Source organism: Alcaligenes sp. SJTW-7 (assembly GCF_047716895.1).
Taxonomy (GTDB): Bacteria; Pseudomonadota; Gammaproteobacteria; order Burkholderiales; family Burkholderiaceae_B; genus Alcaligenes; species Alcaligenes ammonioxydans.
Genome location: NZ_CP136682.1, coordinates 2,681,106 through 2,697,538 on the forward strand (window position 1 = coordinate 2,681,106; position 16,433 = coordinate 2,697,538).

Here is a 16,433-nt window from a genome sequence, read left to right on the forward strand (position 1 = left end):
GGTGATTTTATAATGACAATCCTGATGGAAACCGAAAAACAGCACTCCCTGTCCCTGCCCAGCACCCAAGATGTGCTGGCTGCCCTACGTCCTGGTCAACGCTACACGCAACCCATGCCTCCGGGCTCCGGGGATGCCTGCCTGATTGCCGACCTGGCCCGCCAGCATAAAGCGCCTATTCTGGTGCTTTGCGCCGACCCCTTGACTGCCCAAAGGCTGGCCGAGGAAATCCTGTTGTTTGGCCCCGCCCTGCGCGTGCGCCAGTTGCCGGACTGGGAAACGCTGCCCTACGATAGCTTCTCCCCTCATCAGGACCTGATCTCAGAGCGCCTGCGCACCTTGCATGCCTTGACCATGCACGAAGTCGATGTACTGACCGTCCCGGTCACAACCGCCCTGTATCGGCTGGCGCCACCTTCTTTTCTGGCGGCCTATACCTTTTCCTTCCGTCAGGGTGATGAACTGGATGAAGCTCAGCTACGCGCCCAGTTGATGCTGGCCAATTACACGCACATGACCCAAGTCAGTGCCCCGGGCGAATTCAGCATCCGCGGCGGTCTGATTGACCTGTTTCCAATGGGTTCCGTGCTGCCCTACCGTCTGGACCTGTTCGACAACGAGATCGAAAGCATACGCAGCTTTGATATCGATACCCAGCGCAGCCTCTATCCGGTCAAGGAAATTCAGCTATTACCCGGTCGCGAGTTCCCCATGGACGAAGAAGCGCGCACCCAGTTTCGGGCCCGTTTCCGCGAGTTCTTTGAGGGTGATCCGTCGCGCGCCCTGCCCTATAAGGACGTAGGCAACGGCATTGCCTTTGCGGGCATTGAATACTACCTGCCGCTGTTCTTTGAAGAAACGGCGACCTTGATGGACTACGTGCCAGAAGGCAGCCTGGTGATCACGCACGGGGACGCGCAAAACGCCATCGCCCGATTCCAAAGTGATACGCACAGCCGCTTCTCGTTCCTGAAGAACGACCGTGAACGCCCGATCCTGCCACCTGAAAGCCTGTTTCTGTCCGATGAGCAGTTTTTCAATGGCATCAAGCCTTTCTGCCGTCTGAGCCTGAGTGCTCAGGCCGACAATCAGCCGATTGCTCACCCGGACTTTGAAGCCTTGCCCGTCGTGGCGGTCAACCGACGGGATAAAGACCCGCTGGCCCAACTGCGGCAAGAAGTCCTGGACCCGAGAAATCGCACCGTCTTGTGCGCCGACTCGGCTGGCCGGCGGGAAACACTGCTGCAAATGCTGCGCGAGCACAATCTGACGCCCGCGTCAGACTGCCAGAACCTGACGGATTTTCTGCAGTCAGACGCGGCTTTTGCCTTGGTCGTTGCGCCCTTGTCTCGCGGCTTTGCCCTGATTCATGACAATCTGAGCCTGCTCACCGAAAATGATCTCTACCCTACCCAGACACGCACGCAAAGCAGCCGCCGCCGCAACGAACGCAGCAGCGATGTCGAGGCCATGGTGCGGGACTTGTCCGAGCTGCGTGAAGGTGACCCGGTAGTCCATGCCGAGCATGGCATTGGCCGCTATTGCGGCCTGAAAGAAATGGATTTGGGTGAAGGCCCGGTCGAATTTCTGCATCTGGAGTACGCCAAAGGCAGCACACTTTATGTTCCCGTTGCTCAGTTGCATGTGATCGCCCGCTACAGCGGCGCCGATCCCGAGCATGCCCCGCTGCATCAACTGGGCTCGGGTCAATGGGACAAGGCCCGCCGTCGTGCCGCCAAGCAAGCACGCGACAGTGCGGCTGAGCTGCTGGCCCTGTACGCCCAGCGAGCCGCCCGTGAAGGTTTCAAATTCAAGCTGCCCCTCAATGACTACCAGGCCTTCTCCGAAGGTTTTGGTTTTGAAGAAACCCCGGATCAGGCCGCCGCCATCGAAGCGGTCATCAACGATATGACGTCCGGCCAGCCCATGGATCGTCTGGTCTGCGGGGATGTGGGTTTTGGCAAGACCGAGGTTGCGCTGCGCGCTGCCTTCCTGGCGGTAGCCAATGGCAAACAGGTAGCCTTGCTCTGCCCGACCACCTTGTTGGCCGAGCAGCATGCCCAAACCTTCTCGGATCGCTTTGCCGACTGGCCCATCCGGGTTGCCGAGCTGTCCCGCTTTCGTTCCACGAAACAAACCCAGGCCGCCATCGCAGGACTTCAGGACGGCAGTGTGGATATTGTCATTGGAACGCACAAGATCCTGTCGCCCGATGTGCGCTTCAAGCATCTGGGCCTGGTCATCATCGACGAAGAACACCGTTTCGGCGTGCGCCAGAAAGAGGCCTTGAAGCAGCTACGTGCCGAAGTCGATATCCTGACCCTGACCGCAACCCCTATTCCACGCACCCTGGGCATGTCCCTGGAAGGCATACGGGACTTTTCCGTGATTGCCACAGCGCCACAAAAACGTCTGGCAATCAAAACCTTTGTCCGTCGTGAAGATGGCAGCACCATACGCGAAGCGCTGCTGCGCGAACTGAAACGCGGGGGTCAGGTCTACTTCCTGCACAACGAAGTCGAGACCATCCATAACCGTCGTGCCCGGTTGGAGGAATTGGTCCCGGAAGCCAGCATTGCCGTGGCCCATGGTCAAATGCCTGAGCGCGAGCTGGAAGCCGTCATGAAAGGCTTCTATCAAAAGCGCTACAACGTACTGCTATGTACCACCATTATTGAAACCGGCATTGATGTACCCACGGCCAATACCATCGTCATTCACCGTGCCGATCGTCTGGGTCTGGCACAGCTGCACCAGTTGCGTGGCCGCGTTGGCCGCTCCCACCACCAGGCCTATGCCTATTTGCTCACCCCAGGTGAGGACGCCATCACCAGCAATGCGAAAAAACGGCTGGAAGCGATTCAAGCCATGGAAGAGCTGGGTGCAGGCTTTTTCCTGGCCATGCACGATCTGGAAATTCGAGGTGCGGGGGAAGTGTTGGGCGAATCCCAGTCCGGCGACATTCAGGAAGTAGGCTATTCCATGTATGCGGATATGCTCAATACGGCCGTCAAAGCCCTGAAAGCGGGGGAGGAACCTGACCTGGATTCGCCCTTCGCCTTGCAATGCGAGGTCAATCTGCATACCTCCGCCCTGCTGCCCGCCAACTACTGCCCCGATGTCAATGCCCGTCTGGGGCACTACAAGACGCTCTCGCACGCCCGCACTGAGGACGACCTGATCCACATTCATGAAGAGCTGATCGACCGCTACGGCCTGCTGCCGGAGGCCGGCGAGAACCTGCTGGCCGTGCATCGTTTGCGCATCAAGGCCGAGCCCTTAGGTATTGTGAAGATTGATGCCAGTGAATCACAGGCGACGATTCAGTTTTCCTCCAAACCCAATGTAGATGCCGTCAGCATTATTGAACTGGTGCAGAAGAACAAACAGGTTCGACTGGCCGGCCCGGACAAACTGAAGATTGATATCACCAAAGGTGAAGAAATCAAGAATCGCATTCAGGCCGTACGCAATGTCTTGAACAGCTTGCGCCAAGAGAAGTAAGCCTTAATCGTCACGCTGGATGCAAAAAGAGCGCTGGACAAAGACAGCGCTCTTTTATGTTTGACCGTAACGCCCCTGACTGATGCATTTAGGCCTGCGAACCGAAACTTCTCAATACAGCCCCACTCCGGGTGCGGATGGACTGAAGCTAACATCCACCCTCCGATTTTGTAGCGCCAAACCACGCTGACGGTTCGTGTCCCTCACACGTCCAAACGGAACCAGTTCAATACGGCATCCAAGGGAGAATGATTCAAGGCAAAGCGGGCCTGCTCCTGCACGACAGGTTTGGCACGGTAAGCGACCGAGTACTTGGCCTTGGACATCATGGGCAGATCATTGGCCCCATCACCGATTGCAATACACTGCTCGGGGCTTGCCCCCAGATCGGCAGCCAACTCCTGCAAGAAGCGCGCCTTGGCCTGCCCATCCACAATGGCACCCAAGACTTTGCCAGTCAATTTACCGTCCACCACTTCCAAGGTATTGGAGTGGGCAAAACTCAGGCTGAAGCGATCTTTCATGCGCTCCGTAAAGAAAGTGAAGCCGCCCGACACCAGCAAGGTCTTCACGCCGTGCGCATGCGCGGTTGCGATCAGGCGCTCAGCCCCGGGATTGGGCTGCAAACGCTCTTCATAAACACGGCTCAGATCGCTGACCGGCACCCCTTCCAGAAACGCCACTCGACGAACCAGGCTTTCGGAAAAATCCTTGATCTCGCCCCGCATCGCCGCTTCAGTAATCGTGGCAACCTGCTCTTTGCGGCCCGCCATATCGGCAATCTCGTCAATGCATTCGATATTGATCAGCGTGGAATCCATGTCCATAGCCAACACGCGCATATCCTTGAGGCGATCGATCTGCTCCAGAAAGGCAAAGTCCATCGCGCCGCTCTTGCACAGGGTCTGCACGTCAGCACACTGCGAGGCATCCGCACCCAGAACGCGGACTGCAGTGGGGCCCAGTTCCTGCACGCCATCGGCTTGCACCACTGCCGCAATTTTTTCGATGATGGCGCTGTCAAGGCGCGGCCCTTGAAGAATGAGATGAGACATCAGATCGTCCACAAAGCAAAAATACAGCACAGGCACTGTGCCAAAAAACCAGTATTGTAGCCTGCCAACGGTCAGTCACAGCCTGGCCTTCACGCATCCCTGTCAGTTTTCAGTCTGAACTCATCCTGCTACGATAAACGCTATTGCGAAATGACCGAGGACGCCCTCCATGTACATCTGGCCCAACCATAGCTTGCTCGATCTGCTCCACATCGAACACCCCATTGTCCAATCTCCCATGGCCGGTGCCCAAGACAGCGAGTTGGCCATCGCAGTCGCTCGTGCCGGTGGCCTTGGCTCCCTGGCTTGCGCCATGCTCAGCCCGGACCAGATTCGTGAACAAGTGGCGCTATTTCGGCAAGCCGTCTCAGCGCCCATCAATCTGAACTTTTTTTGCCATGAAGATCTGCGTTTGGAGCCAGAGGCCCTGCAGGAATGGCGCTTGCGACTGATGCCCTACTACAAGGAATATGGGCTGGACCCGAACCAGGAGCTGCCCAAGGCGGCACGCGCGCCTTTCTCGCCGGTTCATGCTGAACTGGTGGAAGCGATCCGGCCCGAGGTGGTCAGCTTCCATTTTGGCCTGCCCACCGCTGACCTGGTTGAGCGCGTCAAAAAATCCGGCGCTTTGGTCATGTCCAGTGCCACTACCACCGCCGAAGCTGTCTGGCTGCAAGAACACGGTGCCGATATCATCATCGCCCAAGGCGTCGAAGCAGGCGGCCACCGCGGCATGTTTCTTGATAATAAAGTTCATACTCAAGTGGGCACCCTGTCTTTGGTTCCTCAGATTGCCGACGCCGTAAGCATTCCTGTCATCGCGGCTGGCGGCATTGCCGACGGACGGGGCATTGCGGCAGCGCTGGCCTTAGGAGCCTGTGCCGCCCAGATTGGGACCGCCTACCTGTTCTGCCCTGAGTCCAAGATCAGCCCACTACACCGTGAGGCCTTGGGACAGAGCCGCTCGGATGGAACAGCGCTGACCAATCTATTCTCCGGCCGCCCCGCCCGCAGTATCCGCACTCGTCTGATGGACGAAATCGGCCCATTAAGTGACAGCGCTCCTGTGTTTCCTCATGCTGGTTCCGCGCTGAGCCCCTTGCGTATCGAAGCGGAGAAACAAGGCCGCAGCGAGTTCACCTCTCTGTGGAGCGGTCAAAGCGCAGCATTGGGCCGCGCACTGCCTGCTGAGCAATTAACCTTGGTACTGGCTCAAGAAGCTCAGGGCGTATGTAAACGTCTGGGTTTGGCCGGCGCGACTCATGCCCCCCTGGATCAGCCCTGATTAAGGCCAGACCTTGCGACCTGAAGGGCCAGGCCCCCGTCCACACTGGCCGACAGACGGACTAAGTCACACATCCGAGACCTCCCAAAAAAAAACCTCGCAAATAGTTTTGCGAGGTTTTTTTTTACACGTGCCAGTCTTAGTCAAATTTACCCTTGGGATGACGCATCAAGTAGCGATACACAAAGCCGGGGTAGGCCATGACCAAAAACAAAGCGAAAGTAATGGTGTAAAACACCCAGGTCTGCTTGAACGGATTACCAATGCTGGCTTCAAAGGCAAAACCAAATGCCCCCACGATACCGTACAAGGCGCACACCTCCAGAAGGCGGGACAGAAAGCCCTTGGAGATCTTTTGATGACGAGCACGCCACGCGGGAAAGAAAAACAAAGCAGCCGCTAACGCTAAGCCTAGAAGCAGCTTGCCTACCATGAGCGGCAAGGAATTCAGACCCGAGCTGGACGCAATCAAGGTGTAAATGCCCAGTCCCAAAGCCGCCAGGACAAGCAGATACACCAGACCGACTATCAGTTGCAGCCAGGGCGAAAGACCAGACCGTTCGCCCGGCAAGGACCAAGGCAATACCAGCAAGGGCTTTTCCACGAGAAACGGCAGATTAGCCGTTATCACGGAAAGAACAATCAAGACCCAGATGGAAAGGCTTTGGTCCATGGGGCTACCTATTTAAAACTGCAAGGAAGACTGGATCACGCGGATGCAGGTATCCATCAGACCGCCGGGCAACAAACCCAGGCCGATAATCAGCACACCATTTACCAGCATGACCAGCTTGGTCAACAAACCGGTTGCCACCGGATGCTCTTCCCCTTCGGGCTCGTCGAAGTAAACCACCTTCACAACGCGCAAATAGTAGAAGGCGCCGATCAAGGACATGATCACGGCAAACACGGCCAGCCAGATATAACCTGCGCCCACCACCGCCTGCAGCACACTGAGCTTGGCGGCAAAACCGGCCAGCGGAGGAATGCCAGCCAGGGAGAACATGGACAACAGCCAGACCAATGCCAGGCCGGGATTGCGACGGTTCAGACCTTTGAGATCGCTGATGTTTTCACATTCAAAACCGCGACGGCTCAGGATCAGAATCAGACCGAAGGTGCTCAGCGTGGTCAGCACGTAGATCACCACGTAGAACAGCGAGGCACCATAGGCTTGAGAGTGAGTCTCGCCGTCAAACACGCCTGCCAGCAAGCCCAGGAAAATGAAACCCATGTGCGAAATGGTCGAATACGCAAGCATACGCTTGAGATTCTTTTGCATGATCGCAGTCAGGTTACCCAAGGCCAGCGACAGCACAGCCATGATCAGCAACATAGGCTGCCAATCCACGGCAATACCGTGCAGGGCTTCAACCAGGAAACGCATGGTTACCGCAAACGCAGCCAGTTTGGGAGCAGCACCGATAATCAGGGTGACCGTGGTCGGAGCGCCTTGATAGACGTCCGGTGTCCACATGTGGAAAGGAGCGGCCGTCAATTTGAAAGCCAGACCTGCCACCACAAACACCACACCGAAGACCAGCGCCAGACGCTCGGCCTGACCATTGGCAATCACTTCAGCAATGCGTGGGAACTCCAGATGACCGGTAGCGCCAAAAATCATGGACATACCGTACAGCAAGATACCCGATGCCAACGCACCCAGAACGAAGTACTTGAGCGCTGCTTCGATGGACTGACGATGTTCGCGACGCAAGGCAACCAGTGCGTACAGCGCGAAGGACATCAACTCCACACCCAGATAGGCGGTCAACATGCTGTTGGCCGAAATCATGATCATCTGGCCCAGCAGAGCCATCAGAGTCAGGGTATAGAGCTCACCGCCACGCTCCATCATGTCACGCTGTTCAGCGTACTCACGACCGTAAATCAGGGTAGCGGCCACAGCGGCACACGAGAGCAGCTTCAGGAAGTGCGCCATTTCGTCAACGACGAACAGACCACCGAACGAGACGCCGTTCACACCCTTGGACCATTGCCAGGCCACACTGGCCGCAACCACGGCAAGCGTCAGCAGGCTAAGAACAAAGGTCGAGTGGCGCTGTTTGTGTGTGCTGAACGCATCAAAAATCAGCACACACGAAGCCAGAACCAGGAGCAGGATCTCGGGCAAAGCCAGAGAAAAGTTAAAGGTAGTATCCATAGTGATTCGGCCTACAGTTTCGAGATGGAGACGTGTTGCAGCAACGCTTCAACCGAAACGTGCATGACCTCGGTGAATGGCTTGGGATACACACCCATGCCCAACACCGCAATCGCCATTACGCCAAGAACGAAGAACTCACGGCCGCTCAGATCGCTCATGCCAGCCACCTTGTCATTACCCACGGGGCCAAAAGCCACGCGCTTGAGCATCCACAACGAGTAGGATGCACCGGTAATCAAAGCAGTGGCTGTCAACAAACCGATCCAGAAGTTGTATTCGACCGCACCCATGATGACGGTGAACTCACCGATAAACCCGCTGGTGCCAGGCAAACCACTATTGGCCATGGAGAACAGCACGAAGAAGGTGACAAAGCGCGGCATAACCTTGACCACACCACCGTAATCGGCAATCTGGCGGCTATGCAGGCGGTCGTACAAGACACCAATACACAGGAACATGGCGCCAGAGACAAAACCGTGCGAGATCATTTGCATGATCGCACCTTCCATCCCCGTGGTGTTGAACACGAAAAAGCCCAGCGTGACAAAACCCATGTGAGCCACAGAGGAATACGCCACCAGCTTTTTCATGTCGTCCTGAACAATGGCAACCAGACCGATATAGATCACCGCGACCAGGGACAGGGCAATGATGATGCCGGCCAGACCTTGGGAGGCATCAGGCGCAATCGGCAGGGAAAAGCGCAGGAAGCCGTAAGCACCCAGTTTCAGCATGATGGCAGCCAGAACCACGGAACCGCCCGTGGGCGCCTCCACGTGAGCATCGGGCAACCAGGTGTGAACGGGCCACATAGGCACTTTCACGGCAAACGCCATGAACAGCGCAGCAAAGATCATCACCTGCGTGGTGTAATCCAGCGGCACTTTGTGCCAGGTCAGGATATCGAAGGTACCGCCAGACACATTCCACAAATAGATGAATGCAATCAGCGTCAGCAAGGAACCCAGCAGGGTGTACAGGAAGAACTTGACCGAGGCATAAACGCGGTTGGGGCCACCCCAGATACCGATGATCAGATACATCGGGATCAGCGTGGCTTCAAAGAACACGTAAAACAGCAAGCCATCCAGAGCCGCGAACACACCTACCATCAGACCCGACAGGATCAGGAAGGCGCCCATGTACTGGGCCACACGGCTGGTGATCACCTGCCAGCCCGCCAGCACCACAATCACAGTGATGAAGGCGGTCAGCAGAACAAACCACATGGAAATCCCGTCCACGCCAAGGTGGTAATTCACCTTGAAGGCGTCAATCCAGGGAGCCAGTTCGACAAACTGCATGTCAGCCGTGGCGGGATTAAAGCCCGTGTACAGAGGAATCGTGACAATCAGACCGGCAATCGAACCCAGCAGCGCCAGCCAGCGGGTGAAGGTGGGACGATCATCACGCCCCAGAGCCAGCACCAACAGGCCAGCGACGATAGGTACGAAAATCGCCAGCGTTAACCAAGGAAGAGTAGAAGACGCCATATCGCTAGCCATTTACCGAACTCGCCAGTACAAAAAAGGTTAAGAGCGCCAGAATCCCGAGGATCATGGCAAAGGCATAGTGGTAGACATAGCCGGACTGGATATGACGGCTGATTGCAGCCACCCAGCCCACCACGCGCGCACTACCATTGACCACCAGGCCGTCGATCAGGCCGCGGTCAGCACCTTTCCAAAGGCCCGTACCCAGGCAGCGAACGCCGCGAGACAGCACCTGCTCGTTGAACCAGTCAACGTAGTACTTGTTCTCCAGGATACGGTAGATAAAAGAGCAGTTCTTCTTGATGGCTGCAGGCAAGGCAGGATTGACCAGGTACATGTACCAGGCCACCACCGCACCAGCCACAACCAGCCAGAATGGCAAGGTCACAAAGCCGTGCAGAGCGTAAGCCATCCAGTCAGTCCAATGGCTGGCCAGGGTCGCCATGGCAGGATGATCCGGCAGAACCGTCACAATACCGTCAAAGTAGCCACCGAACAGCAAAGGTTCAACGAACCAGATACCGGCGAAAATGGACGGAATGGCCAGCAGAACCAAAGGCAGTGTCACCACCCAAGGCGACTCGTGCGGATCACCACCATGAGCGTGATGATCGTCATGACCATGATGCTCATCGTGCTTGACGTCACGGAAGCGCTCTTTGCCGTGGAAAACCAGGAAGTACAGACGGAAGGAGTACAGCGAAGTGACGAACACACCGATCAGTGTGGCGTAGTAAGCGTAGGTCGAACCCCAGATACCGGCGTCGCCTGCCGCTTCGATGATGTGCTCTTTCGAGTAGAAGCCCGAGAAGAACGGCGTGCCCACCAGAGCCAGCGTACCGATCAGGAACGTCAGCCAGGTGATTGGCATGTACTTGCGCAGACCACCCATGTTGCGGATGTCCTGATCGTGATGCATGCCAATGATGACCGAACCAGCACCCAGGAACAGCAAGGCTTTGAAGAACGCGTGCGTCATCAGGTGGAACACCGCCGCCGAGTAGGCCGACGCCCCCAGAGCCACGGTCATGTAACCCAGCTGGGACAAGGTGGAGTAAGCCACAACACGCTTGACGTCGTTCTGGATAATACCCAGCAGGCCCAGGAACAAGGCACCCGTAGCACCGATCACGATAATGAAGGACAAGGCGGTCGTCGACTGCTCAAAGACAGGCGAGAAACGGGCCACCATGAAGATACCGGCCGTCACCATGGTCGCGGCGTGAATCAGCGCCGAGATAGGAGTGGGACCTTCCATGGAATCTGGCAACCAGCTGTGCAAAGGCACCTGAGCCGACTTACCCATGGCACCCACAAACAGGGCCAGGGCGGCCACCGTCAGCAATTGCCAGTCAGTACCGGGGAATGTCAGGGTACTCAGTTCCTGAACCTTGGCGAACACGTCGCTGTAGTTCATCGAACCGGTGTAGGCATAGAGCAGACCGATACCCAGGGCAAAGCCGAAGTCACCCACACGGTTGACCAGAAAGGCCTTCATGTTGGCAAAAATAGCGGTCTTGCGCTCGTACCAGAAACCGATCAGCAGGTAGGACACCAGACCCACTGCTTCCCAACCGAAGAACAGCTGCAGCATGTTGTTGGACATGACCAGCATCAGCATCGAGAAGGTAAACAGCGAGATGTAGGAGAAAAAGCGCTGATAGCCCGGATCGTCCTTCATGTAGCCAATGGTGTAGATGTGAACCATCAGCGACACGGACGTCACCACGACCATCATCAGGGCGGTGAGCTTGTCGATCAGAAAACCGATATCCCACTGGATGCTGCCAATGGTGATCCAGGTGTAGACCGGACCATTGAACGTCTGGCCTTCCAGGACCTGCAGCAAGACCATGACCGAGCCGATAAAGGAAATCAGCACGCCCGCGATCGTGATCAGGTGAGCGCCTGTCTTGCCGACAAATCGACCCAGAAAGCCGGTACCGAACAAACCGGCTAGCGCCGAGCCCACCAGGGGAGCAAGCGCAATCGTTAAGTAAAGATTTATGGAGTTCATTAGTGTGCTATCCCATCAACCCTTGAGCTGGTCGAGATCCTGGACATTGATCGAATTAAGGTTACGGAACAACAGAACCAGAATTGCAAGACCAATGGCCGCCTCGGCCGCAGCGACCGTCAGGACGAAAAAGACAAACACCTGACCTGCCTCATTGCCCATCCACGTGGAGAAGGCCACGAAATTCATGTTGGCCGACAAAAGAATCAGCTCAACAGACATGAGCAAAACAATCAGGTTGCGACGGTTCAGGAAAAAGCCAAACAGGCCAATCGTGAACAGCACAGCGCCCAGGACCAAATAGTGCGCAAGCGTCAGCGTCATCATCATTTGTCTCCTGGCACGACAGCGTCAGCCGAACTGGACACCGACGGCTTTTCGGTTTGAGAAGGAATGGAAACCATGCGCAGACGGTCTTTCGAGCGAACCTTGACCTGTTCGCTGGAAACGGTGCGTTTGACGCCTTCACGTTTACGCATCGTCAGTGCAATGGCCGAGATCATGCCAACCAGCAGCACAATACCGCCCAGCAAAACAGCCAGGACGTACTGGGAATACATCAGCTCGCCAATAACGCGCGTGTTGTTGTAATCCGCAGCCACGGCTGCAGCAGGGGCAGTGGTGAACCACAGCTTGGTCAGCACAAAGCCCATTTCCAGAACCATGATGGCGCCGATCAACAGCCCCATAGGCACGTAAGCCTTGAATTTCTGGGCAGCGGACTCCTGACGCACATCCAGCATCATGATGACGAACAGGAACATCACCATCACGGCACCCACGTAGACCACAACCAGCAGCAGGCCCAGGAACTCGGCCCCCATCGTGATCCACATCATGGCAGCGGTGAAGAACACCAGAATCAAATGCAATACGGCTGTAACCGGGTTCTTGGCGGCGATCACGCGATACGCGGCCACCACCATCACCAGCGCCAGCACATAAAACAGAACAGTAGTAAATAACATGAGTGTAGAGCTCCGGCCTTAGCGATAAGGTGCATCTGCGGCACGACGACGAGCGATCTCGTCTTCGTAGCGGTCACCGATAGCCAGCAGCATGTCCTTGGTGTAGTACAAATCGCCGCGTTTTTCACCGTGGTATTCGTGAATATGCGTTTCCACGATCGAATCGACCGGGCAGCTTTCCTCACAGAAACCACAGAAAATACACTTGGCCAGATCGATGTCATAACGTGTGGTGCGGCGGGTGCCGTCCTCGCGCTCTGCCGATTCGATGGAGATGGCCATGGCGGGACAGACGGCCTCGCACAGTTTGCAGGCGATGCAGCGCTCCTCGCCGTTCTCGTAGCGACGCAAAGCGTGCAGACCGCGAAAACGTGGCGAAGCGGGCGTGGTCTCAACGGGGTAACGCAGCGTCACTTTACGCTTGAAAAAATACTTCCCCGTCAGGCGCATGCCTTTGAGCATCTCGGACAGCATCAGGCTGCCGAAGAAATCTTTGATTGCTTCCATAATCTTGCCCCTTAGCCTTAATGCCAGATGTTCCATGGCGTCTGCATCCAGATCGCCACAATAACCAGCCAAACACCGGTCAGCGGGATAAATACTTTCCAGCCCAAACGCATGATCTGGTCATAGCGGTAACGTGGGAACGTCGCACGGAACCAGATGAACATGGAGACGACGACAAAAGTCTTCAGCCCCAGCCACAACCACCCCGGAACCCAGGTGAAGGGAGCGAACTCGACAATCGGAGTCCAGCCACCCAAGAACATGATGGACGCCAGCGCCGACAGGAAAATCATGTTGGCGTACTCACCCAGGAAGAACAGAGCGAAACCCGTACCGGAGTACTCCACCATGGGACCGGCCACAATTTCCGATTCGCCTTCCACCACGTCAAAGGGGTGACGGTTGGTTTCAGCAACAGCGGAAATCACGTAGATCACAAACAGTGGCAGCAAGGGCAGCCAGTTCCAGGACAGGAAGTTCAAGCCCTTGTCCGCAAAATAACCCTGGGTCTGACCGACCACGATGCCCGACAGATTCAAGGTGCCGGAAACCAGCAACACCGTGATCAACACAAAACCGATGGCCAGTTCGTAGGACAGCACCTGAGCAGCTGCACGCAGACCACCCAGCAAGGCGTACTTGGAGTTGGATGCCCAACCCGCCACGATCACACCATACACACCCAGCGAGGTGATCGCCAGAATGTAGAGCAGACCGGCGTTCACGTCAGACAGCACCACATCGGGGCTAAAAGGAATCACAGCCCAGGCGGCCAGAGCGGGCATCAGCGTCACGACGGGTGCCAGCAGGTACAGGACCTTGTTGGACTTCGCAGGAACGATCAGCTCTTTGGTCAGAAGTTTGAAAACGTCAGCAAAAGGCTGCAGCAGGCCGCGGTAACCGACACGGGTCGGTCCCAGACGAACGTGCATGAAGCCAATCATCTTGCGTTCCCAGTAGGTCAGGTAGGCAACACACAGAATGACGGGCACCGCAATAGCGACAACCTTCAGCAGCGTCCACACCACATACCATGCGTCCGGACCCAGCAGGTCCGTACCGTAGCTATTGATGGCAGAGAGAAAATCCATGTTATGCACGCTCCACTGTCAATTGACCGAATGCACTACCCAAAGCGGCAGTTTCAGAAAAAGCGGTGGCAACACGCACCGAGTTCAATGCCACGGTGTCATCCAGTTGAGCAGGCAAGCTGACTTCGCCTTGCGACGAACGAACCTTCACCAGATCACCGTCAACCAGACCCAACTGAGCCAGGGTGGCAGCAGCCATACGAGCTGTGGGCGGTGCCGAAGCCGGTGTTTGCTGAAGCGGAGCCGAACGACGTACCAGCGCATCGCTACGGTAAATAGGCACATCAGCCACACGCTCCAGGCCACTGCCTTCAGGCAGAACGCTGGCAGCCAGATTGATCTGATTGGACAGACGCGATTCCACACCGGCAGCCATGACAGAGTCACGCACCGACTCGGAGGTTTCGTCATCGAAACCGTCCAGCTGGAACAGATTGCCCAACACACGCAAAACTTTCCAGGCAGGACGTGTATCACCCACGGGAGCGGCTGCCCCCTTGAAGCTTTGTACACGGCCTTCGGCGTTGACAAAGGTGCCAGAGGTTTCAGTGAAGGGAGACACGGGCAACATTACATCGGCCCACTGCTCGGCAGCGGAACGATACGATGTCAGCGCCACCGAGAACGTAGCGGACTTCAATGTCTCGACAGCACGTTCGCCCAGATCGCTGTCCAGAGCAGGCTCAACGTTCAGAACCAGATAAGCACGCAAGGTTTGAGCCAGCATTTGCTCGGCGGTCAAGCCACCCTTGCCCGGTACGGCGTTAGCCAGATAACCACCCACGGTATTACCACCCGCAGTCAGGAAACCCAGCTTGGCACCGCTAGCCTGTGCAATCGCATGAGCGTTGGCCGCAATCACGCTGGCCTGATCCGAGTTGACCGCCATATTGCCCAGCAGGACAGCGACACGCTCGCCAGACACCAGGCTGTCAGCGATCTGCTGAGCCTCAGCAGACACCTGCACGCTTTCCAGACCAGCAGGAACCGCAGTCTCCTTGGCCTTGGCAACCGCAACCAGCACTTGAGCCAGAGAATTGGCCAACTGGCTTGGAGCCACGGTCATACGACCAGCAATCGCGTTGAACAATGGATTATCGGCAGCCGAATCGATAAAAGAAACCTGTGCCCCCCGTTTGACAGCCTGGCGCAGACGCTGAGCCATCAAGGGATGATCTTTACGCAGGAAGGAGCCCACAACAAGAACGCGATCCAGCTCGTTCAAGGCAGTCAGAGGCATACCCAACCAAGGTACACCGGCCAAGGCGCCATCCAGACGGGCATCGGTCTGACGCAGACGGAAGTCTACGTTTTCAGTACCCAGAGCACGGCCCAGACGAGCCAGCAAAGCCAGTTCTTCAGTGGTGGAAGTCGCCGAACCAATACAGCCCAACTGATCCGCACCAAACTTCTCGCGCACAGCGTTCATGCCAGCCACAATGGTCTGCATGGCGTCGTTCCAGGAGGCCTCGCGCCACTGGCCGTCATCACCACGCACCATGGGACGGGTCAGACGATCTTCGGTATACAGGCCTTCGTACGAGAAACGGTCACGGTCGCTGATCCAGCATTCGTTGACTTCCTCGTTCTCGAAAGGAACGACACGCAGCACTTTGTCCATCTTGGCCTGCAGCACCAGGTTGGCACCCACGCTGTCGTGCGGGCTAACGCTGCGACGACGGGCCAATTCCCAGGTACGGGCATTGAAGCGGAACGGCTTGGACAGCAAGGCGCCAACGGGGCAAACGTCAATCATGTTGCCCGACAGCTCGGACTCCACTGCGCGACCCACAAAGGTCGTGATCTCGGCGTGTTCGCCTCGGTTGAGCATGCCAACCTCTTGCACACCGGCGATTTCTTCGCCTGTACGAACACAACGCGTGCAATGAATGCAACGCTGCATGGCATCCGTGGAGATCAGCGGGCCCATGGACTTGGCAGCCACAACGCGCTTCTCTTCCTTGTAGCGCGACTCGGAGCCACCGTAACCCACGGCCAGATCCTGCAGTTGACACTCTCCCCCCTGGTCGCAGACAGGGCAATCCAGAGGGTGATTGATCAACAGAAACTCCATGACGCTCTTTTGAGCGGCAATGGCTTTTTCCGAACGAGTACGCACAACCATGCCGTTGGTGACGGGAGTGGCACAAGCAGGCAAAGGCTTGGGCGCTTTTTCCACATCCACCAAACACATGCGGCAGTTGGCGGCAATACTCAGTTTTTTGTGATAACAGAAGTGCGGCACGTAGACCCCGGCGTCATGGGCAGCCTGAATGACCATGCTGCCTTCCGGGGCGTCAACTTTAATGCCATCGATGGTGAGTTCTACCATTACGTTGTCCT

12 protein-coding genes are annotated in these 16,433 nt (G+C 56.6%); 2 read left to right on the plus strand and 10 right to left on the minus strand.

The window, feature by feature from the left end:
* Window positions 1–24 precede the first annotated feature (24 nt).
* On the plus strand, window positions 25–3,504 hold the full coding sequence (gene mfd, locus RSQ48_RS12055; RefSeq protein ID WP_039943202.1) for a transcription-repair coupling factor: 3,480 nt from the start codon (window positions 25–27) through the stop codon (window positions 3,502–3,504).
* 203 nt (window positions 3,505–3,707) lie between these two features.
* Here mfd and serB read toward each other — a convergent pair whose 3' ends face one another.
* Window positions 3,708–4,559: a phosphoserine phosphatase SerB gene (serB, locus tag RSQ48_RS12060; RefSeq protein ID WP_039943217.1), complete on the minus strand. Its 852-nt coding sequence runs from the start codon at window positions 4,557–4,559 to the stop codon at window positions 3,708–3,710.
* Window positions 4,560–4,728: 169 nt separating this feature from the next.
* Between serB and RSQ48_RS12065 the strand changes: the two genes are divergently transcribed.
* Window positions 4,729–5,844 (plus strand): NAD(P)H-dependent flavin oxidoreductase, encoded by a 1,116-nt coding sequence (locus RSQ48_RS12065; protein ID WP_415301835.1) that lies wholly within the window; start codon window positions 4,729–4,731, stop codon window positions 5,842–5,844.
* Between the two features lie 139 nt (window positions 5,845–5,983).
* Here the strand turns inward: RSQ48_RS12065 and RSQ48_RS12070 are convergent, their stop codons facing one another.
* The 9 genes from RSQ48_RS12070 to nuoG are packed head-to-tail and all read right to left on the minus strand — an operon-like array spanning window position 5,984 to window position 16,422.
* A complete protein-coding gene (locus tag RSQ48_RS12070; protein WP_240209444.1) occupies window positions 5,984–6,517 on the minus strand; it encodes a DUF2818 family protein in 534 nt (177 codons plus the stop codon).
* A 12-nt stretch (window positions 6,518–6,529) separates the two neighbouring features.
* Window positions 6,530–8,008, minus strand: a complete 1,479-nt coding sequence (nuoN, locus tag RSQ48_RS12075; RefSeq protein WP_003801040.1) for an NADH-quinone oxidoreductase subunit NuoN — start codon at window positions 8,006–8,008, stop codon at window positions 6,530–6,532.
* 11 nt (window positions 8,009–8,019) lie between these two features.
* Window positions 8,020–9,507 (minus strand): NADH-quinone oxidoreductase subunit M, encoded by a 1,488-nt coding sequence (locus RSQ48_RS12080; protein WP_003801041.1) that lies wholly within the window; start codon window positions 9,505–9,507, stop codon window positions 8,020–8,022.
* Window positions 9,508–9,511: 4 nt separating this feature from the next.
* Window positions 9,512–11,524 (minus strand): NADH-quinone oxidoreductase subunit L, encoded by a 2,013-nt coding sequence (nuoL, locus tag RSQ48_RS12085; protein WP_003801044.1) that lies wholly within the window; start codon window positions 11,522–11,524, stop codon window positions 9,512–9,514.
* Window positions 11,525–11,539: 15 nt separating this feature from the next.
* Window positions 11,540–11,848, minus strand: a complete 309-nt coding sequence (gene nuoK, locus RSQ48_RS12090; protein WP_003801046.1) for an NADH-quinone oxidoreductase subunit NuoK — start codon at window positions 11,846–11,848, stop codon at window positions 11,540–11,542.
* A gap of 2 nt (window positions 11,849–11,850) precedes the next feature.
* Window positions 11,851–12,492, minus strand: a complete 642-nt coding sequence (locus RSQ48_RS12095; RefSeq protein WP_003801048.1) for an NADH-quinone oxidoreductase subunit J — start codon at window positions 12,490–12,492, stop codon at window positions 11,851–11,853.
* Between the two features lie 18 nt (window positions 12,493–12,510).
* A complete protein-coding gene (nuoI, locus tag RSQ48_RS12100; RefSeq protein WP_003801051.1) occupies window positions 12,511–12,999 on the minus strand; it encodes an NADH-quinone oxidoreductase subunit NuoI in 489 nt (162 codons plus the stop codon).
* 17 nt (window positions 13,000–13,016) lie between these two features.
* Window positions 13,017–14,090: an NADH-quinone oxidoreductase subunit NuoH gene (gene nuoH, locus RSQ48_RS12105; RefSeq protein ID WP_059318017.1), complete on the minus strand. Its 1,074-nt coding sequence runs from the start codon at window positions 14,088–14,090 to the stop codon at window positions 13,017–13,019.
* Between the two features lies 1 nt (window position 14,091).
* Window positions 14,092–16,422 (minus strand): NADH-quinone oxidoreductase subunit NuoG, encoded by a 2,331-nt coding sequence (gene nuoG / locus RSQ48_RS12110; protein ID WP_003801053.1) that lies wholly within the window; start codon window positions 16,420–16,422, stop codon window positions 14,092–14,094.
* Between the last annotated feature and the right edge of the window lie 11 nt (window positions 16,423–16,433).

Bases quoted from the DNA above. Each gene is read 5' to 3' on its own strand.
- RSQ48_RS12080 (WP_003801041.1), bottom strand. From the start codon at position 9,507: ATGGCGTCTTCTACTCTTCCTTGGTTAACGCTGGCGATTTTCGTACCT.
- serB (WP_039943217.1), bottom strand. From the start codon at position 4,559: ATGTCTCATCTCATTCTTCAAGGGCCGCGCCTTGACAGCGCCATCATC.
- nuoG (WP_003801053.1), bottom strand. From the start codon at position 16,422: ATGGTAGAACTCACCATCGATGGCATTAAAGTTGACGCCCCGGAAGGC.
- nuoN (WP_003801040.1), bottom strand. From the start codon at position 8,008: ATGGATACTACCTTTAACTTTTCTCTGGCTTTGCCCGAGATCCTGCTC.
- nuoH (WP_059318017.1), bottom strand. From the start codon at position 14,090: ATGGATTTTCTCTCTGCCATCAATAGCTACGGTACGGACCTGCTGGGT.
- mfd (WP_039943202.1), top strand. From the start codon at position 25: ATGGAAACCGAAAAACAGCACTCCCTGTCCCTGCCCAGCACCCAAGAT.
- RSQ48_RS12070 (WP_240209444.1), bottom strand. From the start codon at position 6,517: ATGGACCAAAGCCTTTCCATCTGGGTCTTGATTGTTCTTTCCGTGATA.
- nuoL (WP_003801044.1), bottom strand. From the start codon at position 11,524: ATGAACTCCATAAATCTTTACTTAACGATTGCGCTTGCTCCCCTGGTG.
- RSQ48_RS12095 (WP_003801048.1), bottom strand. From the start codon at position 12,492: ATGTTATTTACTACTGTTCTGTTTTATGTGCTGGCGCTGGTGATGGTG.
- nuoI (WP_003801051.1), bottom strand. From the start codon at position 12,999: ATGGAAGCAATCAAAGATTTCTTCGGCAGCCTGATGCTGTCCGAGATG.
- nuoK (WP_003801046.1), bottom strand. From the start codon at position 11,848: ATGACGCTGACGCTTGCGCACTATTTGGTCCTGGGCGCTGTGCTGTTC.
- RSQ48_RS12065 (WP_415301835.1), top strand. From the start codon at position 4,729: ATGTACATCTGGCCCAACCATAGCTTGCTCGATCTGCTCCACATCGAA.